This is a genomic window from Bradyrhizobium sp. CCGE-LA001, from assembly GCF_000296215.2.
Lineage (GTDB): Bacteria > Pseudomonadota > Alphaproteobacteria > Rhizobiales > Xanthobacteraceae > Bradyrhizobium.
In genome coordinates this window covers 538,688-562,397 of the sequence record NZ_CP013949.1, presented here as the reverse complement: position 1 = coordinate 562,397, position 23,710 = coordinate 538,688, and the positions used below count along the sequence as shown (strand labels likewise).

Sequence of the window (23,710 nt, the reverse complement as noted above, 5' to 3'; positions counted from 1 at the left end):
TATTGCAGCAACACAGCCTTACTCGGCAGCCAATGCTGATCGCAATTCCGGCTCCTCGTGCGAAGCTCGTGCATGTCATCTGCGGTCGGCTTGACCCGGAACCAGGTGGCATAGAGCGCCGGGAGGAACAGCAGGATCAGCACCGTTCCGACCGCGGTGCCGCCGATCAGCGTGTAGGCCATCGATCCCCAGAAGACGGAGTGCGTGAGCGGGATGAAGGCGAGCACGGCGGCCAATGCAGTGAGGATCACCGGCCTCGTGCGTTGCACCGTGGCCTCGATGATGGCGTGATAATCGTCAAGGCCGGCGGCTAAGTTCTCCTTGATCTGCTCGGTCAAAATCAGGGTGTTGCGCATCAGGATTCCCGCCAGTCCGATCAGGCCCAGGATCGCGTTGAACCCGAACGGTTGGTTGAAGAGGAGCAACATCGGCACGACGCCGACGAGGCCGAGTGGTCCCGTCAGCACGACCATCGCCATCGTCGAGAAGGATCGCACCTGCAGCATGATGACGATCAGCATGGCGGCAATCATGGCGGGAAAAATCGTCGCCAACGCGTCGTTGGCCTTGGTTGCTTCCTCGATCGATCCGCCCAGCTCGATACGATAGCCGGCCGGAAGGGAGGCGATCAGCGGCTGGAGGGCGGTCTTGATGTCCTTGGAAACCTCCGGAGGTTGGGTCGCCTCATTGATGTCAGAGCGAATGGTGACGACCGGCGTGCGATCGCGGCGCTTCATGATCGGCTCTTCGAGTCGGATTTCCGAATGACCGACTTGGTCGAGCGGAATCGCGCGGCCGTCCCTGCTCATCAATGAGAAATCCGCCAGACGCGATGGGTCAAGCCGCTCCCGGCCGGCGCTGCGCGCCACGATTGGGACATTGCGGATGTCCTCGCGAACCTGCGTGACGGTGATGCCGGTGAGCAGGAACTGGAGCTGGCGGCCCACCTCGGCCGGCGACAGGCCTATCAGGTTCAGCCGGTCCTGATCCGGGATGAAGCGGAGCACGGGCGTGCGATCGCCCCAATCCCGATTTGCCTGCCGCGCGTCGTGAACGCCGCGCATGACTTCAAGGGCCTTCTGAGAGATCGCATACAATTGGGCAGGATCCGGCCCCATGATCCGGAACTCCACCGGGAAAGGCGTATAAGGTCCGAATACGAGTTGAGTGACGCGCACATTGGCCTCGGGTGCGAGGCCCTGTGACACGGTCTGCCGGAGCCGGTGCTTCAAAGCCTCGCGCGCCTCCGCGTCAGGCGTCAGCACAACGATCTTCGCGAAGGCCGGATCGGGCAGCTCGGGCGCCATCGCGAAGAAGAAGCGGGGTGCACCCTGACCGACATAGCTCGTGATGATCTTGGCCTCGGGTTGATCGTGCAGCCAACCCTCGAGCTTCTCGACGGCGGCCGTCGTCGTCTCGATGCTGGTGCCTTCCGGCAGGCGAACTTCCACCAGCACTTCCGGGCGATCGGAGGTCGGGAAGAATTGCTGCTTGACCCCACCCATGCCGATAACGGAAAGCGCGAAGGCAACGGCGACGATGCTGCAGGTCAGGAACTTGTGGCGGACGGCGAAGGTGATGAGTCCTCGCAGGCGCCGATAGTTGGGCGTGCCATAGATCGCTTGGTGACCGCCCTCGACCGGCTTGATCGCGGGCAGCATCTTGACGCCAAGATAGGGCGTGAAGATCACCGCGACGATCCAGGAGACGATGAGGGCGAACCCGACGACCCAGAAGATGTTTCCGGCGTATTCCCCGGCCGTCGAGCGCGCGAATCCCACCGGCAGGAAGCCAGCGATCGTAACGAGCGTTCCGGACAGCATCGGCGCGGCGGTGTGGCTCCACGCATAGGCCGCGGCCGAGATGCGGTCCATGCCCTCTTCCATTTTCACCACCATCACCTCGATCGCGATGATGGCGTCGTCGACGAGGAGACCGAGCGCCAGAATCAAAGCGCCGAGCGTAATGCGGTCGAAGAACCGGCCGGTTTCGAGCATGATGAGGAATACGACGGCAAGCGTCAGGGGCACGGCCGCCGCGACGACGATGCCGACGCGCCAGCCGAGGCTCAGCAGGCTCACCAGCAGCACCACGCCGAGCGCCATCGCAAACTTCATCATGAACTCGTCGACCGCCGAGGTGATGTTGACGGCCTGATCGCTGACCTTGGCCAGGCTCATCCCGAGCGGCAATGTTCCGGCGATCGCTGCGGACCTCTCCTCCAGTGCCTTGCCGAGGGCCAGGCCATTCCAGCCTTCCTGCATCACCGCCGCGAGCATGATGGTGGGCTCGCCCTGGTGCCTGATGATGTAGGTGGGCGGATCCTCGTAGCCGCGGCGGACCTCGGCAATGTCGGCCAGCTTCAGCGTCCGCCCGGCGGCGACGATCGGCGTGTCGGCAATCGCCTGGACGCTGTCATAGGCGCCATCGACCCGGATGAAGACCTGCGGTCCCTTGGTGTCGATCGATCCTGCCGGGGTCAACGTGTTCTGCCGCTGCAAGGCGGCAACGATATCCGTTGCCGCTACGCCGAGGGTCGCCAGCTTGGCATAGGAAAACTCGACGAAGATCTGTTCCGGACGCTCGCCGAGGATGTTGATCTTCTTGACGCCGGACACATGGAGGAGGTCCTGACGGATGGTCTCGGCTTGCCTGGCGAGTTCGCGCATCGGCATGCCCTTGGCCTTGAGGGCATAAAGGGCGAAGCTCACGTCTGAATATTCGTCGTTGACGAAGGGACCGAGCACGCCGGAGGGCAGCTTGCGGGCTTCATCTCCGAGCTTCTTGCGAGCCTGATAAAACTCCTCCTGCACGATCGAGGGCGGCGTGCTGTCCTTCAGCGTCACCGTCATGTAAGCATAACCGGGCCGCGTCGTCGTCTCCACCCGATCGTACCAGGTCAGTTCCTGAATCCGCTTCTCCAGGGGTTCGGCGACCTGGTCCTGGATCTCGCGTGCCGTCGCGCCTGGCCAAACCGTCGTGACCGTGAGCGTCTTGATGGTGAAGGATGGGTCCTCGGCCCGACCGAGCTTGAGGAAGGCGTAAGCACCCGCGGCAGCCAACAGCAGGATGAAGAACAGGGTGACGGCCCGCTCGCGAACGGCGAGGGCGGAAAGATTGAAGCTCATCACTTGCCCCTGCTTTCCGACGCGGTCCTGACGCGAGCACCTTCGTGCAGAAGATGAGCGCCGAGGGAAACAATCTGGTCACCGGAGTTCGATCCGGAGATAACGGCCGTCTCGCTGGTCACGCGCAGCAGCTTGACGGGCTGCAAGCGTACGGTCGAGGTCGCGCCGTCGAAGACCCAGACGCCTGTCGATCTGCCGTCATCGAGCACGGCACCCAGCGGCACTTGGACATCCGGCTGACTGTCCTGGCTTGCAAGCCGAATGGTCACCGTCGCGCCGAGTGGTGCAGCCGCGGCGTCGCCATCGAGCACGTAGCGGGCCTCATAGGTGCGGGTCTGGGGATCGGCGGAATCCGACAACTGGCGCAGATGCGCGGTATAGCGGCGCCCGTCGCTGCCATAGAGGCTCGCCTCGGCGAGCGATCCGATCGACGGCCGGGTGGTTTCGGGAAGCGCGACCACCGCTTCGCGAGGACCGGACTGTGCCAGCCGAACCACCGCTTGGCCGGCGGCGACGACTTGGCCGGGCTCACCCAGCGTTTGGGTGACCGTTCCGTCCGCATCGGCAATTAGCACGGAATAGGTCGCCTGGTTCTCCGCGACGCCCGCGTCCGCTTCCGCCGCGGCAAGCTGCGCTTTGGCGGTATCCGATGCGGCCTTCGCCTGCTCGTAGCGCTGCTTTGACGTCCATCCGTCGTTCACGAGATTGGCGTAGCGCCGCTCGTCGGCGTCGGTCTGAACGACAACTGCACGCGCGGCGGCGACCGCGTTGCGCTTGGCCGTGACCGCCAGACGAAGATCGGTTTCGTCGATCCGCATCAACGGCTGTCCGGCCTTGACTTGCTCCCCGACATTGACGAGCCGTTCGACGATCTTCCCCGCGACGCGAAATCCGAGATTGCTTTCCACGCGCGCGCCGACCGTCCCCGTGAAGCCGCGGTCGGATCCGCTGACCCGCGCCGCCGTCACCAGACGGACTATCGGGGGCTCCTGCCGTGGGTCGTTCACCGCGGAGGCTTCATGGGCGGGAATCGCAAGAGCAACGAAGGTTGCCACACCAGCTGGGACCAAAATACCGGCCAGCACCGCAACACCCCTTTTCATGATCGACTCCTTCGAAATTTGGATTTCGTACGACTTCTATATACACTTTAGATTTCGATCGCAATCTAAATTTGGACCGTCACGTGAGCGTGATTACCGAACGCCGGGGAGTTTTGGTCCAGAGGCACCCAAATCCCGCCGTTCCCATTGATAGATTGCAAGTGAACTCTAACTCCGTTATAGAAGTCGAACGAAATCCAAATGGAGCTACACGATGCGAGTGAGTCGCACTCAGGCGGCCGAGAACCGCCAAACCGTTATCAATGTGGCCAGTCGCCTCTTCAGAGAGCGCGGCTTTGATGGCATCGGCCTCAAGGATCTCATGAAGGGGGCCGGGCTCACCCAGGGCGCCTTCTACAAGCAGTTCGCATCAAAAGAGGATCTGGCCGTGGAAGCGTCCAGGCGCGCATTGGAGAGCGCGTCCGGCCGATGGTCCGACGCGGCCGCTCAAAATCCTGATGATCCGCTTGGCGCGGTAATCACGTTCTACCTCAGCGGCGACCATCGCGGAGAGAAGATGGACGGTTGCCCGATCGTGGCACTTGGCTCGGATGCCGCACGGCAGGGCCCCGAGGTGAAGGCGGAATTCGAAGCAGGACTGAAAGCGCACCTCGACGTACTCGACCGCTTTCTCGGCGGAACTGGCGAGGCGGACTCCCGCAGCAAGGCGATGGCCATTCTCGCAACGATGGTCGGCGCGGTGACGCTATCGCGCGTCGTCAACGACCCTGATCTGGCTCAGGCGCTTTTGGATGCCGCGGCCCAACAGGTCCGCGAGGTCGCTGCCGCTTGAAAGCGCGCCCCCTCGAAACACGGAGAGATCGAATGCTCAGCATGACTGAAGCCAAACCAAGCTTGCTGAAAATATCGGACAAGCTAAGCGTGCGTTTTCAAAAGACCGGGAGTGGGCCTCCACTGCTCCTCATACATACGATCCGGACGCAGCTCGAATATTTCCGCAGTCTGGCGCCCCTCCTCGCAAGAGCGTACACGGTCTACGCCATTGATCTCCCAGGTCACGGCCACTCACCAATCGACCCGGACGCCAGCTTCGACGAACCCTACTTCAGGCGAGCCGTCATCAGCTTCATCGAGGAGCTAGACCTCTCCAATTTGACGCTCGTTGGCGAGTCGATCGGCGGAGCATTGGCCCTCACAGCAGCGGCGTCGCTTCCGCAGCGAGTGAAGCAGGTCTACGCAATCAACCCCTACGATTACGAGATCCGCTACGGCGACGGTATTCGACGCGGTAATTGGTTCGCGAACTTCATCATCGGAAGCTTGCAGATCCCCGTGCTCGGCGCGATCAACGCAGCGCTCGAAAACAAGATTGTCCTCGGCAGGATCATGGGTGGCGGATATCACGACCCGCGCAAACTACCAGCCGATCTGCTTGCCGAATTCGACGCGGTCGCTCGTCGCCCGGGATACAAGCGGATGGCGCGCAAGGTGCTGGCAGGCTGGCAATCCTGGAGCAAGGCGCGGGACTATTATGAGCAGATATCGGCGCCCGTGACGCTCGTTTACGGCGATAGCGACTGGTCTCAGCCAAATGAACGCGAGCGCACGCGGTCGCTAATCCCTGCCGCACAGATGTTGACTCTGAAAAGTACCGGCCACTTCTCAGCTGTCGAGAATCCGTCCGAACTGGCTCGTGTGATCCTGGCCACAGGATAACGGTCCGCGCCGGAAAAAAATGGCGGAGGACGAGCAACTGGGATCCAACCTTCTCCGCAATCTAATATTCCAGGCAATCATTTACCTGTGCCGGCACGCTAGGAGAGGGAGCCATGCCAGGACTGCTCGGGAGCGGTGTCGGGGGACGCCGTCCCCGGGGTCAAACTTGGCGCTTTGCGGCCCTCTCATGCCGCCAAGAAGGCCCTTCGAAAGGGTCCCTCCAATCCTGAACCTTCAATTCAAAAGTGATTCGTACTTGGGTCGCGCTGGTTGAATGACATTAACGACGCGTGAGTGACAAGTCCGTAGCTTTCCCGGAATGTGAAAGGGCTCACACGACAATCTTGGCTTCGCGTTACGTTTCAGTCGGGGCGCATGAGGAGGCAGGTCATGGAGAGCACACCAGCCCAGCGTCCGATATGCCGACTGTTCGGTCAACTAGAAGTCTGGGGTCGCCACGGGACCCGCGTCGAGTTTCTCAGCGAACGCTCAAAGCATCTCCTTGCTGTGCTTGCCCTGCAGAAACGGGCACCTGTCAGTCGTGACGTCCTCGTTGCGCGCCTTTGGGGCGATGGACCGGCCGAGCGTCTTCGCCGCAACCTCAGTACGGAAGTGTGGCGCCTTCGTTGCGCGCTTGCGAACGCCGGCGAAAATGCCTCGCAATGGATCAACGCCCGGCCGGAATCGCTCTCCTTATCTGCAAACGAGCAGGTGTGGATCGACATTGAAGCGTTCGATCAGTGCATCAAGGCGTCTTCGCCGCAGTCGAACCCCGCAAGCCCGATTGCGACATCGGAGGCCATCGAGCAACTCTATCGGGGGGATCTTCTCAGCGAACTCAACTACGATTGGTGCTTGACGGACAGGGAGGCCTATCGCGGCCGCTTCCTCGCATGCCTCGAGACCCTGCTGATTGCGGCAAAGCACAGGTCCGATTGGGGAGAAGCCATCCGCATCGCGCGCCGAATCCTGGCCGAGGATTCCTTCCTCGAGCACATCCACCGCGAGATCATGCATTGCTACGACATGATGGGCGATCGGATGGCCGCGCTACGGCACTACGAGAAGCTTCAGCTCGCATTTCGGCATGAGCTCGGAGTCTCGCCAACCCGTGAAACAACAGCGCTATTCCGTCGTCTACGCGACGATGGGGCACAGCAACCGGATACTATCGCTCCGCAGGCCAACGTTGACCGGGACTTTGAGCGTCAGCTTGAACTAATTCAGAAGCACCTCCACCAACTCAGCCAGGAAGTTCGGGCTTTCGCCTCGATCATGCAGGCTGCTCCTCGCCAGAGCCAGCTGCACCAAACTATCGAGATACCGCCGGGCATCGACCTGGCGAGAAAAATTTCTTCCGCATCCTAGTTTGTGAGACCCGAGCACTCCGGTTGTGACCGGCGCGAGACACCAGCGCTCGATGATCGCCCGGTGTCATGGAGCGCGGATGCGAACGAGCCGCAAACCTTGGCCGGTCGCATTATTCGACTCCGAACCACCAATTGCGAGGAACGATCATGCCAAATTACAAAGCATATATCGCTGCCGTCGACCATTATCCAAACCCCGCAAACAACCTCCCGAGTTGTATCAACGACGCGAAGGCGTTCCATCAGAAGATCACCGACGTCTACAAATTTGCAGACGTTCGATTCGACTACGACGAAAAGGCAACCCTGCAGAACGTCGAGGCTGGACTGTCATGGCTGTTCAACGGAGCGAGCCCGGATGATCGGCTCGTGTTCTTCTTCTCCGGCCACGGGTACCAGGTCGCCCAGGGCCAGGATCTGGAAGAAGTGCTGTGTCTGTACGACCAGTTCCTGTTCGACAACGCGCTCAGCCAGAAGTCCCAGGCGGTGCCCCCCGGCGTCTTTACGCTGATATCAGACAGTTGCCATTCAGGCGGCATGTACAAGGTCATGATGACCGACGGTCACATGGATGTCGCCCAGACCAAGGTGCTCAAGGTTCCGCCGATCGTCGAGAATGACAAGGTATTCCTCGATCCGAAGAAGGTCTCTCAGCTGCGCTACCGGCCCTTCGGCGCGTGGCCTGGCGCGGCATCGAGGATCGGCAATCGCCTGGGGTTGACGGTCGGAAAGGAATTCGACGAGGCCGGCCAGTTGCAGATGAATGGGATGCTGCTCTCTGCCTGCCTTGCAGACGAGACCGCATCTGCTTCGACGCCGAAGACCGGCGGCAAGTCGGCCTTCACCTACGCTCTGCTCGAGCAACTCACTGCCCTCGGTCCCCACGTCTCGAACCGGCGGCTCGTCGAAGGAACGACCAAGATGCTGCGGGACCTCGGCTTCCGGCAGACGCCGGTCCTCACCGAACCCACCAATCCCGCCGGTCTGGCCGCCGCGTCATTCCTGCTCTTCCAGGGCCAGGCGGCGCCCCAACCTTCTTCCCCCGACTGGATGACGAGGATCATCCAGGATGTACTCAGCAACCAGAGAAAGGACCCGACCATGATTCACGACAAATCCATCGGCCAGCCTGTTGCAAGCGGCGACGAAAAGTTCTGGGGTGTGCTCGCGAGCCTCGCCTCGGTGGCGGTGCCAGCCATCGTCGATGCGCTGCGAAAGGGTGATTTTCAACCGCAGAAGGACTTCACGGCTATTCCGGGCGGTGAGGAGAAGTTCTGGCGCACCTTGCTCAACGTCGTCTCGACCGCTGTGCCGGCGGTTGTGCAGGCCTTGCGCAAGGGGGGCTATGAACCACAGAAGGATTTCTCGGGTGGTCAGGAGAAGTTCCTTGGGTCCATCCTCGGCATAGCCACCAGTTGCATGCCAACGCTGTTCCGCACGATCTCTGCACAGGGAATCCAGCCGCAGAAGGATTTTGGCGGCGAAGAAAAGTTCTGGGGCGCTATTGCGAGCGCGATCTCGGCGACACTGCCAGTCGTTATTAACGCGCTCAGCAAGCAGGGCACCCCCGTTAAGGGATTCGAGGATGCCCCCGCCGGCGATCAGAAGTTCTTCGGCGCCATCGCAAGCGTTATCGGCACGCTCGGGCCGATCGTCATTCAGGCGCTGAGCAAGAGCGGTGTCGATCCTCAGAAGGACTTCCAGCAGGCCGGCCAAGAAAAATTCCTCGGCGCCCTCATGAGCGTCATCGGTACGGTGGCGCCGGTCGTCATCCAGGCCCTGACGAAAAGCGGCGCCGAGCCGCAGAAGGACTTCGGCGGCGAAGAGAAATTCTGGGGAGCATTCGCCAACATCGTTCAGGCTGCGCTCCCGGCCGTCATCGGCGCGCTGCGCAAGGGCGATTTCCAGGGGGACAAGGACTTCGCCCCAACAGGAGCGGGAGCGGGCGCCGGCGATGACAAGTTCTGGGGTGCGATCGCGCGCGTCGTGGCCTCCGCAATCCCCACGATCGTCGGTGAGCTGACCAAGAGCGGTGCACCAAGCACGATCTCACCGTCATTGGCTCCGAGCCTCGCTCCGAGCGGTTTGGCGATGCCGCACGACCTGGTCGCAAACGTCGTCTCCTCGGCTTTGCCCCAACTGCAGCGGACATACTAGCTAGCGAGAACCCGCGCCTCCTAGCCCCAGGAGGCGCGGCCTAGTTGGGACACCACACGCAGGTTGCCGCCAGTCTAGGCGCCCGCGGATTGTCAGGAGAAGGTCATGGGCGATTTCGTTGACTTTGCGGGAGTTGCCGAGCAACGCGGCGACACCGTTCGACTCGTATCTCTCGGCAATAATGGGGCTCTGCAATTCGCGTCACAAGACGTGAAGCTCGAGAACAATCGGGTCGCAGTGCGCGTAGGCGCCGTGGCCATTGCGATCGAGGAGCCTGGCGACAGCAAGGTCGAGGACCGTCCGCCCGCCGATACGCTTCGCGAAAGTTGCCCAAGTGGCATCACGTGCTGCATCGGATCCGTTCACGTCTGTTGCGACGATTTCCGGGTGCTCGGGACTTGTATAGGTGCATGGGGCTGCGCCCGTGCGCGATTCATCCCCTGATCGAGCCGGCGCAGTTTGGGGCCGCTGGCGCAAACCAACAGCGCGGCTATTCCACGTCGAAGTGCGGCTTTGAGCTGGCGGAGAGAGTGGGATTCGAACCCACGGTACGGTTTCCCGCACACACGCTTTCCAAGCGTGCGCCTTAAGCCACTCGGCCATCTCTCCGGAGCGCCCTCTCTTGAAGGGGCGCCGATGATTTTGCAAGAGACCGCGGGGAAATCGGGTGAATTTTCCGCAAACTATTGTATTTACGAGGGAATATCTGGTGGCGGACGAGCCTCTGAGGGGCCGGTCGGCTGAACCTGCGGCCGGTTTGGGGCGACGATTCACGCGAGGCTGCCAAAGACGCCGGGCGAGGCCGAGAGGATACGATGATCATCCGTCAGACCATCACTGCGCTGAGCCTGATTTCGACCCTTTGTGTTGCGCTCGCGACGCCAGCCCCGGCCCAGGTCTGCACGCGGCAGGGCGTCGATATCAGCTGCGACGACGGCCGGCGGGGCGTACTGTCGGGCAATGCCATCCTCTGGCCGGACGGCACGCGCTCGAGTTCGGCGCCGCATCAGAGCGTGATCATCGGCACCAAGAGCTCGGTGCATGTCGGGCCCGGCGTATTCGTCGGCCAGGGCAAGGGCGTGGTGCCGCTGGATGATCCCAACGCGCCGAACAAGCGGCAATGCGCGATCCTGGACGGCGTGTCGTATTGCTATTGAGCTACCGCGCTTCGCCGTCACAGATCATCGTCATGCCCGAGCTTGTGCCGCCTGCGCGGCCGAAGCCGCTTCGGCGAGGCGAAGGCCCGGGCATCCACGTTCTTGAGGTCCGAGGATTGAGGCGTGGATGGCCGGGACAAGCCCGGCCATGATGCAGGATCTCAGATCAACCGCACGCCTGATATCGCCGATCTCAGCCAGCGCAGGGCCTGCGGCGGCTGGGTTGCGAGCGGAGCGACCGCGGCCTTCTCGGTGCGGCACTTCTCCAGCTCGGCGACGAAGTCGGCCGACCATTGCTGGATGGTGTGGCCGCGCAGCTTCTTCATCATCGCTTCCCAGCGCATCTTGCGCTCGGTGAGCGGCATCGCGGCCGCGACCGCGATCGCGCGCGCCATGCCGTCGATGTCGTGCGGATTGACCAGCAAGGCTGTGTCGAGCTCGTTGGCGGCGCCGGCGAATTTCGACAGCACCAGCACGCCAGGATCGGCCGGGTTTTGCGCGGCGACATATTCCTTGGCGACGAGGTTCATGCCGTCATGCAGCGGCGTCACCACGCCAATCTGCGCGGTGCGATAGAGGCCCGCGAGCACAGCCTGGCTGAAACCCTTGTTGAGATAGCGGATCGGTGTCCAGTCGACCTCGCCGTGGCGGCCGTTGACGTCGGTGACGAGGCGCGCGACCTCGTTCTGCAGATTGCCATAGGCCTCGATGGCGCCGCGCGAGGGGTTCGCGATCTGAAGCAGCGAGATGCTGCGCGCGAATTGCGGCTGCTCGGTCCAGAGCCGGTCGAACGCGCTGATGCGGTTGACGAGACCCTTGGAATAGTCGAGGCGGTCGACGCCGATCGCGAGACGCTCGCCGTTGAGGCTGCGCCGCAGACGCGACACGTCGGGATGCGATGCTGATTTCGCGGCATAGGCTGCGAACTTTTCCGCATCGATGCCGATGGGGAAGACTTCGCAGCGGGTGCGGCCGTGCTGCGACAGCACGACGCCGTCCTCGACCGCAAGGCCGAGCTCGCCGCCGGCATAGCCGAGGAAGTTCTGGCAGTCCTCATTGGTCTGGAAGCCGAGCAGATCATAGGCCAGCATCGCCGTGATCAGCTCGCGATGATTGGGCACGCCCTGCATCACCGCGGCGACGGGCCACGGCGTATGCAGGAAGAAACCGATGGGATCATCGACACCGAGTTCGCGCAGTTCCGCGCCGAGCGCAAGGAAATGATAGTCCTGCACCCAGAACGCGGTCTTGGTTTTTCGAAAGCGCATCAAAGCGCGCGCCATGAAGGCGTTGACCTCGCGATAGCTGACATAATCTTCGCGCGAGACACGGATCAGATCGCTGCGCGAATGCAGCGCCGGCCACAGCGCCGAATTGGCGAAGCCTTCGTAATAGCCGCCATAATGCGCCGCCGGCAGGTCCAGCGTCGCGATCGCACCGGTCCCCAGTGCTTCGATTTCGGCGAACGGTTCCTTCTGATGACCATCACGCACGCGGCCCGAGGAACCCACCCAGATCGCTCCCGAATGTTCCACAACCGGCAACAAGGCTGCCGCAAGGCCGCCCGTCATGGGTTCATTTGGCTTGCCGCGGGCGACGCGATTTGAAACGACGACTAAGTTCACAGGTCGTCCCCTCCTGTTTCATTCCACCCGTTTAACTGCCGTTCATCAATATGGTTCCTGTCATCGTTTCAACCGATTGAAACCAAAATCGGGCACGTGCGTTGGAACTGGTTTTCCTTTCAGGAACCCGCTCATTTCATTGCAAAGTCGGCTTTGGACAATGTGGATGGCGCAGCATGCATCGCAGTGCGCGATGACACTGCGGGCCCAGCATTGTGTCTGCAGGATGGCGCTGCCTTTGTTTCACCTTGGATCGAGCAGGCGCGCAAGGAACGCACGCACATCGCTTGGCGCGTCGAAGTGACCGTTCACGCCCATGGCGCGGCGGCCGACCGAGAAGGCGAGCCCTTTCATATCAGGCATGATCGCGAACACGGTTTCATCGGTGACGTCATCACCGATGAAGATCGGGCGGCGTCCCCTGAAAGGCTCGTGCGTCATCAATTCGCGCACGCCGGTCGCCTTGGTGAAGCCGGAATGCTTGATCTCGCAAACGAACTTGCCGGGCAGCACCTCGATCGGCGCATTGGGCAGCTCTGCACGAATGAACGACACGGCTTCGTAGATCGCCTTCTCCGCATGCGGCGCGAGACGATAGTGCAGCGCCAGAGAATAGCCCTTGTCCTCCAGCAGAATGCCGGGGCTGAGCTTGGCGATCGCGGCAAGCCGCCGCTTCAACTCCTTGTCCAGCGGCGGCGCATGCACGGCATCGGCTTCATTGTCCACCGACAGCCGCATCTCGGCGCCGTGGCCGGCGACGGCGCGAAACACGTCGGGTGCGAAGATCAGGTCGATGTCGTTGAGCGAGCGGCCGCTGACAAGCGCCAGCGCGCCGGAGGTGCGCTCAGTCAAATGCCTCAGCGTTTCCGACAATCCCGGCGGCACCCACACCTCGCGCGGCGTCGGCATCAGGTCGAGCAGCGTGCCGTCGATGTCGAGCAGGATGGCGGTCTCGTCGAGATGCGGCACCAGCGCATGCGGCACGGGCACCGCGTCAGGGGCCTCGTCATCAAGCATGGTGCGCTTCTCGTCCAAAGCCATGTCCGCGAGTTCCGATTTCATAGTCTACTCCATAGTAGCAAGCGGTCGCGCGATTTCTTCGAGTGATTTGCGCTCAGCCGCAACGGCGTAACGCCACGCCACGATCGCCGCCGCGATCATCAAGACAGACCCCAGCAGATAGCCTGCGAACACGCTGGTGCGCGATCCCGTGTCGATCAGTGCGCCGAACAGCGCCGGTCCGATTACGCCGCCGATGCCGGTGCCGACCGCATAGAACACCGCGATCGCCAGCGCACGCACCTCCAGGGGAAAGGTCTCGCTGACGGTGAGATAAGCCGCGCTCGCGGCGGGCGAGGCGAAGAAGAAGATCACCATCCAGGCGATGGTCTGCCCCTGCGCGCTCAGCGCGCCGATCGAGAACAGATAGCCAGACAGCGCCAGCAGCAAGCCCGACACGCCATAGGTGAACATGATCATAGCGCGGCGGCCAAGTGTATCGAACAGGCGGCCGAGCAGCAGCGGCCCGAGGAAATTGCCGGCAGCGAAGGGCAGCAGATACCAGCCGACGTGATCGGAGCGGATGCCGTAGAAATCGGTCAGCACCAGCGCGAAGGTGAAGAAGATGGCGTTGTAGAAGAACGCCTGCGCGCTCATCAGCACAAGGCCGACCAGTGCGCGCTGGCGATAGGCCGAGAACAGCGTGTGGACGACCTCGGGGATCGGCGTGTGATCGCGCATCCTGAGGCGGATCTTCGGAAAGCGCCCCTCGCCCGTGTCCTGGCCATGTCCGACCACCGAGCGCTCGATCTCGTCGACGATGGCATGGGCCTCGTCGGGACGACCATGGATCATCAACCAGCGTGGACTTTCCGGAATCCACATCCGCATCAGCAGCACGAAGAGGCCGAGGATCGCGCCGATCAGATAGGCGAGGCGCCAGCCGAGATCGGGACCGATCGTTGCAGGATCGAGCAGCACGATGGCCGCCACTGCGCCCATCGCAGCGCCGATCCAGAAGCTGCCGTTGATGACGAGATCGGTCCAGCCGCGATAGCGCGCGGGCACCAGCTCCTGGATGGTGGAGTTGATCGCGGTGTATTCGCCGCCGATGCCCGCGCCGGTGAGGAAACGAAACAGCGCGTAGCTCGCGACATCCCATGACAGCGCCGTCGCGGCCGTCGCCGACAGATAAAGCGCAAGCGTGATGAAGAACAGCTTCTTGCGGCCAATGCGGTCGGTGAGCCAGCCGAAGCCGAGCGCGCCGAGCACCGCGCCGGCCAGATAAGCGGAGTTGGCAATGCCGAGATCGAGATTGGAGAAATGCAGCGACGTGCTCTGCTTCAATGCGCCCGAGAGCGCGCCGGCCAGCGTCACCTCGAGCCCGTCCAGGATCCAGGTAATGCCGAGCGCGAGCACGACGCGGGTGTGGAAGCCGCTCCATGGCAGGGCGTCGAGGCGCGAGGGAATGCTGGTCTCGACGATGCGATCAGCGGCCACGGCCGCAATCGCAGGTCCATGATTCAGCGCTCGGCTTTGCTGCAATTCCATCGCGTTGTTGCGTCTGATCAATGGAAGCGGCCCCGCGGCACATGACGTGGACGGGGTCGATCCGATCAAGGGGGTGCGGCATTCCGCCTGCCACCTGCGACAACGTTTGCGATGTGCCCCGGTTCCCAAGAGAACAGCCGTCGAGAACGTCCGTTTCCGACGGAGCTGCAAGGAGTTGGCGCATGGCTCAGGTCAGAAAGACGACACAATCTCGAAGGACACGCGCGTGGTACCGCGTGCCGCGAGACCAGCACGGTGCGCAAGCGAACCGATAAATTTCGGACACCCCTCCGAACTCCGCTGTGGTCCCGGACGAGCGCAGCGAAGATCCGGAATCCTAGCCACAAGCCGACGTTTGGCGAAGACTTGGAGTTACCGCCGTCTGTCCCAACTCCTCCCTGGGAGTATGGGCCCGGATCTGCGCGCGCCTAAGAGGCGCGCTTGTCCGGGACGACAGCGGAGTGTGAGGTGACGGCGGCGCGTTTAACGCGCAGCGCGCCTTACGCCGCCCTGATGTTCGCCATGAAGCGGTCGAGCTCGGCGCGCAGGCGGGTGCTTTCGCTCGACAGCGTCTTGGCCGAATGCAGCACCTCCTCCGAGGCCGAGCCGGTCTCGGCGGCGCCGCGGTTGACCTCGCCGATGTCGGTGGCTGCGGTCTGAGTCCCTTGCGCGACGGTCTGGACGCTGCGCGCGATCTCCTGCGTTGCCGCGCCCTGCTGCTCCACGGCGCTCGCGATCGAGGTCGAGATCGACGAGATCTGGCCGATGGTCGCGCCGATCTCCTTGATGGCGGCAACCGATTCGGCCGTGGCGCCCTGCATGCCCGTGATGTGCGAGGAGATCTCGTCCGTCGCCTTCGCGGTCTGGCTCGCCAGCGACTTCACCTCGCTCGCAACCACTGCAAAGCCGCGGCCGGCCTCACCGGCGCGCGCCGCCTCGATGGTGGCGTTGAGCGCCAACAGATTGGTCTGCTCGGCGATCGCCGTGATCAGCTTGACCACCTCGCCGATCTGCTGCGCCGCATGCGAGAGCTTGCCGATGCGGCCGTCGGTCTCCCTGGCCTGCACCACGGCATTCTCTGCGATGCGGCTGGAATCACGGACCTGGCGGCCGATCTCCTCGACCGAGGCCGAGAGCTCCTCGGTCGCGGTTGCGACCGACTGCATGTTGGAGGAGGCCTGCTCGGAGACGCCGGCAACCTGGCTCGACAGGCTCTGCGTGGTCTCGGCGGTGCGGGTCAGCGTGGATGCCGCCGATTCCAGCTGCACGGCGGAGGCCGAGACGTTGGAGACGATGGCGCCGACCGCGCTCTCGAAATCGTCGGCAAAACGGATCAGCTCGGCGCGGCGGCTGGCCGCCTGCTCCCGGTTCTGGACTTCGCTGGCGGCAGCATCGCGTTCGGCCTTGGCGACGGCCTGAACCTTGAACTCCTCGACCGCGCCGGCCATCTCGCCGATCTCGTCCTTGCGCCCCAAGCCCGGCAGCACGACGTCGAAATTGCCCGAGGCCAGCTCCCGCATCGCCTTGCACATCGCGATCATCGGACGCGAGATGCCGTTGCCGAGCATCCAGGCCAGCACGGCACCGATGGCAAGGCCACCCAGCGCCAACATCAGCATCAACTGCTCGGTCTCCACGATCGTGGCATTGGCACCCGCCTCGATGCGCTGCTGGTCAGCCGTCAGGTCCGAGCGCAGCTCGGCCGAGAGCTTGAGGATGGACGCCGCCGTCTTGGTCATCTCGCCGTTCGACTTGACGATGACTTTCACGTTCTCGGTCAGCTTGGCGAAGGAGGTGCGGTACTGCTTCAGCAGATTGCCGATCTCGGTGACGCGGTCGGTGATCTTCTGGTCGTTGGCGTAGATCGAGACCAGCAAGGTCTCCAGGAACTTGATGCGGGCGATGACGCCGTCGGCGGTCTTCGGCTCCGGCTTGGCAACGAAGGCGCTGACCGAGGTGGAGACCGCGAGATATTGCGAGGTGACGTCTTTGGCGGTGGTCTGGACCGAGGCGAGCCCCGCCAGCGCGGCGCTATCTGCGAGATCGTCGAACTTGAAGCGGATCTTGTTGCCGACGCTGTTGAGCTCGTCGGCCGCGATCTTGTTGTTCTCGCGCGTCAGGATGATGATCTCGCCGAACACCTTCGTGAAGCGCTGGAATTCGGCCTCGAGCTTGCCGACCTGCTCGCGGCGGGCGGCGCCGGTCGTGGCGGCCATCGACTTGCCGATCGCGCTCCTCAGATTCTCTTCCGCCGCCTTGGCCGCGGTTTCGTCGTCGGCCGCGCCCGTCAACGTATAGGCCCGTGCCAGCCCCTGATAGGCAATCAGCTCGCGATCGACCGTCCGGGCGAGATCGGCTTCGGATACGCTGGTCCGGTAGGAGGCCACGGCGCCTGCGATCCGTTCGAAACCGAAAAAGGCGAAAGCCATGCTGACGGCGAGGATGGCGAGCACCGCCACGAAGCCGAGGATGATTTTCGCGCGAAAGCGCAGATTGAGCAGACCAGACTTGCTCGACTTCGACTTGACCGACATTCCCCCACCCCATTCCATTCGCGGAAAACCAGGCGCAGCCCGGAAGCAGCCCGCTTCCCGACTCTGCGGCACGTTACGGGGCAAAGGATAAGCCGTGGTAAATTTGTGGCACCGCGACTGGCGGTAGAGCGAGACGATGAATTGTTAAGGCGCGTTTCCTCGCGATGTTGCAAATGAGGTGGCGCCCCTCGCTCCGCCGTCGTCTCGGACAAGCGGAGTGTGGAGCGATAGCCGCACGCTTAATGCGCAGCGCCTTACGCAGCCCTGATGTTGGCCATGAAACGGTCGAGCTCGGCTCGCAGGCGCGTGCTTTCGCTCGACAGCGTCTTGGCCGAGTTGAGCACCTCCTCCGAGGCCGAGCCGGTCTCGGCGGCGCCGCGGTTGACCTCGCCGATGTCGGTGGCGGCGGTCTGAGTCCCTTGCGCGACGGTCTGGACGCTGCGCGCGATCTCCTGCGTTGCCGCGCCCTGCTGCTCGACGGCGCTGGCGATCGAGGTCGAGATCGACGAGATCTGGCCGATGGTCGCGCCGATCTCCTTGATCGCAGCGACCGATTCGGCCGTGGCGCCCTGCATGCCCGTGATGTGCGAGGAGATCTCGTCCGTCGCCTTCGCGGTCTGGCTCGCCAGCGACTTCACCTCGCTCGCAACCACTGCAAAGCCGCGGCCGGCCTCACCGGCGCGCGCCGCCTCGATGGTGGCGTTGAGCGCCAACAGATTCGTCTGCTCGGCGATCGCCGTGATCAGCTTGACCACCTCGCCGATCTGCTGCGCCGCATGCGAGAGCTTGCCGATGCGGCCGTCGGTCTCCCTGGCCTGCACCACGGCATTCTCTGCAATGCGGCTGGAATCACGGACCTGGCGGCCGATCTCCTCGACCGAGGCCGAAAGCTCTTCGGTCGCGGTTGCGACCGACTGCATGTTGGAGGAGGCCTGCTCGGAGACGCCGGCGACCTGGCTCGACAGGCTCTGCGTGGTCTCGGCGGTGCGGGTCAAGGTCGAGGCCGCCGATTCCAGCTGCACGGCGGAGGCCGAGACGTTGGAGACGATGGCGCCGACCGCGCTCTCGAAATCGTCGGCAAAGCGGATCAGCTCGGCGCGGCGGCTGGCCGCCTGCTCCCGGTTCTGGACTTCGCTGGCGGCAGCATCGCGCTCGGCCTTGGCGACGGCCTGGACCTTGAACTCCTCGACCGCGCCGGCCATCTCGCCGATCTCGTCCTTGCGCCCCAAGCCCGGCAGCACGACGTCGAAATTGCCCGAGGCCAATTCCCGCATCGCCTTGCACATCGCGATCATCGGACGCGAGATGCCGGTCCCCAGCAGGAAGGCGAGAACCGCGCCGAGCAGCGTGCCGCCGACGGCGAGGATCAGCACCAGCTGCTCGGTCTGCCCGATGGTCGCCTCCGATTCCGCATCCAGCCGCTGCTGTTCGGCGACGAGGTCCGCCTTCATGGCGCTGGCACCCTGCAGGATCGCACCGGCCGAGCCGCTCATTTCGGCAACGAGGTCATCCACCGTCTTGGCATTGGCGATCAGCTTCTCGAGCGCTTCCCGATAGGCCGCAAGCAGCGCCTTGGCGTCCTTCAGACCGGCGACGATCTTGTCGTCCATGGAATAGACCGAGCCCAGCGAGTTCTCGACGAATTTCAGCCGCGCCACGGCGCTGCTGGCGGTCGCCTGGTCGGAATTGAGGATGAAATTGTTCGCGGCGGCGCTTGCGGTCTGGAACTGGGCATTGACCTGCTTGGTGCCGAACTCGATCGCCTGCGCTTCGGAATCGGACGCGTTGTTGCCGATGTCGTCGAGCTTGTATTTCAGGAGATTGGCGTTGCGCTGGAGCTGGTTCTGGACCAGCAGCGCGCTGTCGCGCTTGGCTTGCAGGATCTTGGCGAAAGTCGCGGAGAACCTCGAGAACTCCTTGGCGAGCTTGTCGAGGGCTTCCTGCCGTGCCGGCGTCTTGGCGCTCTTGACGGCCTGGTCGATCGCATTCTTCAGGCCGGCTTCCGCCTCCAGCGCGGCCTTGGCGTCGTCCTCCTTGCCGGTCACCACGAAGTAACGGGCGGCGGAGCGATAGGCGATCAGCTCGCGGTCGATGTTGCGGGCGAGGTCGGCCTCGGACACGCTGCTGCGGTAGGACCCCACTCCGGCCGCGACCCGCTCGAAGCCGAAATAGGAGAAGGCCATGCTGCCGGCGGAGATCGCCAGCACCGCTGCGAAGCCCAGTATGATCTTGGCACGGAACCTGAGGGTCGGAAAAAGTGCGCGCTTCGATGGCGACGCGATACGCCCGGACATTCCAACCCCCATTTTCATTTCAGCCGCGATCCGGAGGCGCCCCGCCTCCCGACCTGGATGCGCAAAACTAAGGCAGAATCGATAAAGGGCGGTAAATTTGGCATGCCTGCCCGTCTCAGGGCTTCCATCGGCCAAAGGCCGAACGTGGCCCGTTGGCATTCCACGCCGGCCCGATCGCACTCGCCCCATCCGGCCGCCCGCGCAAATCAAGCGGGCCGGTCTGGATCGATGACTTTTCCATGACCACGGCGACCAAAATCCCAGTTGCAAAGTTCCGGGTCGGTGGTCTCTAATTAGAAGCAATCAAAATCAATCCGGGAGGACTTCACGTGTCTACAGTCAAACTGACGGTCAACGGCAAGGCCGTTGCTGTCGACGTCGAGGATCGCACGCTGCTGGTCCAGCTGCTGCGCGATCACCTCAACCTCACCGGGACCCATGTCGGCTGCGACACCAGCCAGTGCGGGGCCTGCGTCGTCCACATGGACGGCCGCGCGGTGAAATCCTGCACCATGCTGGCGGGGCAGGCCGACGGCGCGAGCGTCACCACGATCGAAGGCATCGCCAAGGGCGACGAGCTGCATCCGATGCAGGCCGCTTTCCGCGACAATCACGGCCTGCAATGCGGCTATTGCACGCCGGGCATGATCATGTCGGCGATCGACATCGTGCAGCGCCATGGTGGCCAGCTCGACGAGACCACCGTCCGCCACGAGCTCGAAGGCAATATCTGCCGCTGCACCGGCTACCACAACATCGTCAAGGCCGTGCTGGATGCGGCCGGTCGCATGAAGGTCGCGCAGGCGGCCGAGTAAAGCGGCCGCCGCAAACAAGAAAACCACCGCCGCTTTCGATGGAAAGCGCGGATCAACGAAATTCCGGTCGGGAGGACCAGACATGGGTGTTGAAGGCATCGGCGCACGCGTCGTGCGCAAGGAAGACAAGCGTTTCATTACCGGCAAGGGCCGCTACGTCGACGACATCAAATTGCAGGGCATGACCCATGCCTATTTCATCCGCAGCCCGCACGCGCACGCCAAGGTGAAGAAGATCGATTCGTCCGCCGCGCTGAACATGCCGGGCGTGGTCGCGGTGCTCACCGGCCAGCAGCTCGTCGACGACAAGGTCGGCAACCTGATCTGCGGCTGGGCCATCACCTCCAAGGACGGCAGCCCGATGAAGATGGGCGCATGGCCGGCGATGGCGCCGGAAACGGTGCGCTTCGTCGGTCAGGCCGTCGCGGTCGTCATCGCCGACAACAAGAATCTGGCGCGTGACGCGGCAGAAGCCGTCGTCATCGACTACGAGGAGCTGGCGGCGGTCGCCGACATGCAGGCCGCCATCAAGGCCGGCGCGCCACAGCTTCACCCCGAAGCCCCCGGCAACCAGGTCTATGACTGGGTGATCGGCGACGAAGCCGCGACCGACGCGGCCTTTGCCAAGGCCGCCAATGTCGTCAAGCTCGACGTCACCAACAACCGCCTTGCGCCGAATGCGATGGAGCCGCGCGCGGCGATCGCCGATTACGACGCGGCGGAGGAGCACTTCACGCTCTACACGACCTCGCAGAACCCGCACGTCGCCCGTCTCGTGCTGTCGGCGTTCTACAACATCGCCCCCGAGCACAAGCTGCGCGTGATCGCGCCCGACGTCGGCGGCGGCTTCGGCTCGAAGATCTTCATCTATCCCGAAGAGATGGTGGCGCTGTGGGCCTCGAAGAAGGTCGGCCGTCCCGTGAAATGGACCAGCGACCGCACCGAGGCCTTCCTCACCGACGCCCATGGCCGCGACCACGTGACCCATGCGGAAATGGCGTTCGACGCCAACAACAAGATCACCGGCTTCAAGGTGAAGACCTACGCCAATTTCGGCGCCTACATGTCGCTGTTCTCGTCCTCGGTGCCGACCTATCTCTACGCGACACTGCTGTCGGGCCAGTACAACATCCCGGCGATCCATGCCGAGGTGATCGGCGTCTACACCAACACCACGCCGGTGGATGCCTATCGCGGCGCCGGACGCCCCGAGGCGAGCTACCTGATCGAGCGTCTGATGGAGACGGCGGCCCGGCAGCTGAACGTCGATCCGGCGCAGCTGCGCCGGACCAACTTCATCACCCAGTTCCCGCACCAGACGCCCGTGATCATGGCCTATGACACCGGCGACTTTAATGCCTCGCTCGATGCGGCGATGAAGGCGATCGACTATGCTGGCTTTGCCGGGCGCAAGGCCAAAGCGAAAGCCGACGGCAAGCTGCGCGGCATCGGTGTCTCCTGCTACATCGAGGCCTGCGGTATCGCGCCGTCCAAGGCGGTCGGCAGCCTGGGCGCTGGCGTCGGCCTGTGGGAATCAGCCGAGGTGCGCGTCAACCCGGTCGGCACCATCGAGATCCTGACGGGCTCGCACAGCCACGGCCAGGGTCACGAGACCACCTTCTGCCAGCTCGTTGCGGACCGCCTCGGCGTTCCCATCAGCCAGGTCTCGATCGTCCATGGCGATACCGACAAGGTGCAGTTCGGCATGGGCACTTATGGCTCGCGCTCGGCCGCGGTCGGTCTCACCGCGATCCTGAAGGCCATGGAGAAGATGGAATCCAAGGCCAAGAAGATCGCGGCGCATGCGCTGGAGGCGTCGGAGGCCGACATCGTCATCGAGAACGGCGAGTTCAAGGTGACGGGCACCGACAAGGCGATCGCCTTCCCGATGGTCGCGCTCGCAGCCTACACCGCGCACAACCTGCCTGACGGGATGGAGCCGGGCCTGAAGGAAAGCGCCTTCTACGATCCCACCAACTTCACCTTCCCGGCCGGCGCCTATATCTGCGAGCTCGAGGTCGATCCTGGCACCGGTAAGACCAGCTTCGTCAACTTCGTCGCGGCCGACGATTTCGGCCGGCTGATCAACCCGATGATCGTCGAGGGCCAGGTCCATGGCGGCCTCGTGCAGGGCATCGGGCAGGCCCTGCTCGAGCACGCGGTCTACGATGCCAACGGTCAGCCGATCACGGCCTCGTTCATGGATTATGCCATGCCGCGCGCCGACGACGTGCCGTCGTTCAACCTCTCCCACACCACCACGCTGTGCCCGGGCAATCCCTTGGGCATCAAGGGGTGCGGCGAGGCCGGCGCGATCGGGGCGTCAGCAGCCGTGATCAACGCGATCACGGATGCGATCGGCAAGAACAATCTGGAAATGCCCGCAACCCCCGACAGGGTGTGGCGCACGATCCACGCGGCTTGAGAGGGAGCAACCAAGATGTACCAGACCACTTATCATCGCGCTTCCTCGGTCGACGAAGCCGTCAGCCTGTTCGGCAAGAGCAGCGAAGCGAAATTCCTTGCCGGCGGCCAGACGCTGCTGCCGGTGATGAAACAGCGGCTCGCGGGTCCCTCTGACGTGATCGACCTCGGCAAGATCAAGGAGCTGCAGGGCGTCGAACTCTCGGGAGACACGCTGACCATCAAGGCCGCCACGACCTATTACGACATCATGACGAATGCCGATGTGAAAAAGTCGATCCCCGCGATCGCCTATCTCACCTCGGTGCTGGGCGATCCCGCGGTGCGCTATCGCGGCACGATCGGCGGCTCCATCGCCAACAACGATCCCGCGGCGGACTTCCCCGCCGCGCTGCTCGCGCTCGGCGCCACCGTGAAGACCAACAAGCGGTCGATTGCGGCGGAGGACTTCTTCCAGGGCCTGTTCACGACAGCGCTGGAAGACGGGGAGATCATCACCGCCGTGTCGTTCCCGGTGCCGGCGAAGGCAGGCTATGAGAAGATGCGGCACCCGGCCTCGCGCTTCGCGCTGACCGGGGTGTTCGTCGCGCAGACCAAGTCGGGCGAGGTTCGCGTCGCCGCCACCGGCGCCTCGCAGAGCGGCGTGATGCGCGTCCCCGCAATCGAAGCCGCGCTGAAGGCAAACTGGTCGCCGTCGGCGATCGACGGCGTCAGTGTTTCGGCGAACGGGCTCTTGGCCGATATCCACGGCACGGCGGAATATCGTGCCAACCTCGTCAAGGTCATGGCGCAGCGCGCGGTGGCTGCCGCGAGCTGATAGCGCCTCGACACAAATTTTCCGCGGCGCGCACTTCGGTGCGCGCCGTTTTATTTTAG

At 63.4% G+C, this 23,710-nt stretch carries 15 protein-coding genes, 1 tRNA gene and 1 pseudogene; 9 read left to right on the top strand and 8 right to left on the bottom strand.

Annotated features, from left to right (window positions below):
• Positions 1–18: 18 nt before the first annotated feature.
• Both BCCGELA001_RS02625 and BCCGELA001_RS02620 read right to left on the bottom strand, forming a co-directional pair.
• Positions 19–3,128: pseudogene (locus BCCGELA001_RS02625) on the bottom strand (efflux RND transporter permease subunit).
• Complete coding sequence (locus BCCGELA001_RS02620; RefSeq protein ID WP_060734559.1) at positions 3,128–4,231, bottom strand: efflux RND transporter periplasmic adaptor subunit; 1,104 nt, start codon at positions 4,229–4,231, stop codon at positions 3,128–3,130. Before BCCGELA001_RS02620 ends, BCCGELA001_RS02625 begins: the two are co-directional and overlap by 1 nt.
• Before the next feature lie 214 nt (positions 4,232–4,445).
• Between BCCGELA001_RS02620 and BCCGELA001_RS02615 the strand changes: the two genes are divergently transcribed.
• The 5 genes from BCCGELA001_RS02615 to BCCGELA001_RS02595 all read left to right on the top strand — a co-directional run bounded on the left by BCCGELA001_RS02615 (position 4,446) and on the right by BCCGELA001_RS02595 (position 9,879).
• Positions 4,446–5,024: a TetR/AcrR family transcriptional regulator gene (locus BCCGELA001_RS02615; RefSeq protein WP_008541914.1), complete on the top strand. Its 579-nt coding sequence runs from the start codon at positions 4,446–4,448 to the stop codon at positions 5,022–5,024.
• Between the two features lie 32 nt (positions 5,025–5,056).
• Positions 5,057–5,908, top strand: a complete 852-nt coding sequence (locus tag BCCGELA001_RS02610) for an alpha/beta fold hydrolase (RefSeq protein ID WP_060734558.1) — start codon at positions 5,057–5,059, stop codon at positions 5,906–5,908.
• 390 nt (positions 5,909–6,298) lie between these two features.
• Positions 6,299–7,276, top strand: a complete 978-nt coding sequence (locus BCCGELA001_RS02605) for an AfsR/SARP family transcriptional regulator (protein ID WP_158511594.1) — start codon at positions 6,299–6,301, stop codon at positions 7,274–7,276.
• A 149-nt stretch (positions 7,277–7,425) separates the two neighbouring features.
• On the top strand, positions 7,426–9,435 hold the full coding sequence (locus BCCGELA001_RS02600; protein ID WP_060734556.1) for a caspase family protein: 2,010 nt from the start codon (positions 7,426–7,428) through the stop codon (positions 9,433–9,435).
• 105 nt (positions 9,436–9,540) lie between these two features.
• Entirely contained in the window at positions 9,541–9,879 is a 339-nt protein-coding gene (locus BCCGELA001_RS02595; RefSeq protein WP_008541895.1) for a hypothetical protein, read from the top strand.
• Between the two features lie 75 nt (positions 9,880–9,954).
• Here the strand turns inward: BCCGELA001_RS02595 and BCCGELA001_RS02590 are convergent.
• Positions 9,955–10,044, bottom strand: a tRNA-Ser gene (locus tag BCCGELA001_RS02590).
• A gap of 206 nt (positions 10,045–10,250) precedes the next feature.
• On the opposite strand from BCCGELA001_RS02590, the gene BCCGELA001_RS02585 reads away from it, so the two are divergent.
• The gene (locus tag BCCGELA001_RS02585) at positions 10,251–10,592 is read left to right on the top strand and encodes a hypothetical protein (protein WP_008541894.1); all 342 of its coding nucleotides are present in this window, start codon (positions 10,251–10,253) and stop codon (positions 10,590–10,592) included.
• Between the two features lie 161 nt (positions 10,593–10,753).
• Here the strand turns inward: BCCGELA001_RS02585 and BCCGELA001_RS02580 are convergent, their stop codons facing one another.
• The 5 genes from BCCGELA001_RS02580 to BCCGELA001_RS02560 form a co-directional block, all read right to left on the bottom strand.
• Complete coding sequence (locus BCCGELA001_RS02580; RefSeq protein ID WP_060734555.1) at positions 10,754–12,217, bottom strand: trehalose-6-phosphate synthase; 1,464 nt, start codon at positions 12,215–12,217, stop codon at positions 10,754–10,756.
• Positions 12,218–12,460: 243 nt separating this feature from the next.
• Positions 12,461–13,279, bottom strand: coding sequence for a trehalose-phosphatase (gene otsB, locus BCCGELA001_RS02575; RefSeq protein WP_008541892.1), 819 nt, complete (start codon positions 13,277–13,279; stop codon positions 12,461–12,463).
• Positions 13,280–13,282: 3 nt separating this feature from the next.
• Complete coding sequence (locus BCCGELA001_RS02570) at positions 13,283–14,767, bottom strand: MFS transporter (RefSeq protein WP_008541891.1); 1,485 nt, start codon at positions 14,765–14,767, stop codon at positions 13,283–13,285.
• A 500-nt stretch (positions 14,768–15,267) separates the two neighbouring features.
• Complete coding sequence (locus BCCGELA001_RS02565; RefSeq protein ID WP_060734554.1) at positions 15,268–17,301, bottom strand: methyl-accepting chemotaxis protein; 2,034 nt, start codon at positions 17,299–17,301, stop codon at positions 15,268–15,270.
• A gap of 254 nt (positions 17,302–17,555) precedes the next feature.
• On the bottom strand, positions 17,556–19,595 hold the full coding sequence (locus BCCGELA001_RS02560) for a methyl-accepting chemotaxis protein (protein WP_060734553.1): 2,040 nt from the start codon (positions 19,593–19,595) through the stop codon (positions 17,556–17,558).
• A gap of 329 nt (positions 19,596–19,924) precedes the next feature.
• On the opposite strand from BCCGELA001_RS02560, the gene BCCGELA001_RS02555 reads away from it, so the two are divergent.
• The 3 genes from BCCGELA001_RS02555 to BCCGELA001_RS02545 all read left to right on the top strand — a co-directional run bounded on the left by BCCGELA001_RS02555 (position 19,925) and on the right by BCCGELA001_RS02545 (position 23,651).
• Complete coding sequence (locus BCCGELA001_RS02555; protein ID WP_008541877.1) at positions 19,925–20,410, top strand: (2Fe-2S)-binding protein; 486 nt, start codon at positions 19,925–19,927, stop codon at positions 20,408–20,410.
• Between the two features lie 82 nt (positions 20,411–20,492).
• Entirely contained in the window at positions 20,493–22,835 is a 2,343-nt protein-coding gene (locus BCCGELA001_RS02550; RefSeq protein ID WP_008541876.1) for a xanthine dehydrogenase family protein molybdopterin-binding subunit, read from the top strand.
• A gap of 15 nt (positions 22,836–22,850) precedes the next feature.
• Positions 22,851–23,651: an FAD binding domain-containing protein gene (locus BCCGELA001_RS02545; protein WP_060734552.1), complete on the top strand. Its 801-nt coding sequence runs from the start codon at positions 22,851–22,853 to the stop codon at positions 23,649–23,651.
• Positions 23,652–23,710 lie beyond the last annotated feature (59 nt).

What these genes read in the sequence shown, in the direction of transcription:
- BCCGELA001_RS02620 (WP_060734559.1), bottom strand. Translation starts at nt 4,231, where the DNA reads ATGAAAAGGGGTGTTGCGGTGCTGGCCGGTATTTTGGTCCCAGCTGGT.
- BCCGELA001_RS02615 (WP_008541914.1), top strand. Translation starts at nt 4,446, where the DNA reads ATGCGAGTGAGTCGCACTCAGGCGGCCGAGAACCGCCAAACCGTTATC.
- BCCGELA001_RS02610 (WP_060734558.1), top strand. Translation starts at nt 5,057, where the DNA reads ATGCTCAGCATGACTGAAGCCAAACCAAGCTTGCTGAAAATATCGGAC.
- BCCGELA001_RS02605 (WP_158511594.1), top strand. Translation starts at nt 6,299, where the DNA reads ATGGAGAGCACACCAGCCCAGCGTCCGATATGCCGACTGTTCGGTCAA.
- BCCGELA001_RS02600 (WP_060734556.1), top strand. Translation starts at nt 7,426, where the DNA reads ATGCCAAATTACAAAGCATATATCGCTGCCGTCGACCATTATCCAAAC.
- BCCGELA001_RS02595 (WP_008541895.1), top strand. Translation starts at nt 9,541, where the DNA reads ATGGGCGATTTCGTTGACTTTGCGGGAGTTGCCGAGCAACGCGGCGAC.
- BCCGELA001_RS02585 (WP_008541894.1), top strand. Translation starts at nt 10,251, where the DNA reads ATGATCATCCGTCAGACCATCACTGCGCTGAGCCTGATTTCGACCCTT.
- otsB (WP_008541892.1), bottom strand. Translation starts at nt 13,279, where the DNA reads ATGAAATCGGAACTCGCGGACATGGCTTTGGACGAGAAGCGCACCATG.
- BCCGELA001_RS02570 (WP_008541891.1), bottom strand. Translation starts at nt 14,767, where the DNA reads ATGGAATTGCAGCAAAGCCGAGCGCTGAATCATGGACCTGCGATTGCG.
- BCCGELA001_RS02565 (WP_060734554.1), bottom strand. Translation starts at nt 17,301, where the DNA reads ATGTCGGTCAAGTCGAAGTCGAGCAAGTCTGGTCTGCTCAATCTGCGC.
- BCCGELA001_RS02560 (WP_060734553.1), bottom strand. Translation starts at nt 19,595, where the DNA reads ATGTCCGGGCGTATCGCGTCGCCATCGAAGCGCGCACTTTTTCCGACC.
- BCCGELA001_RS02550 (WP_008541876.1), top strand. Translation starts at nt 20,493, where the DNA reads ATGGGTGTTGAAGGCATCGGCGCACGCGTCGTGCGCAAGGAAGACAAG.
- BCCGELA001_RS02545 (WP_060734552.1), top strand. Translation starts at nt 22,851, where the DNA reads ATGTACCAGACCACTTATCATCGCGCTTCCTCGGTCGACGAAGCCGTC.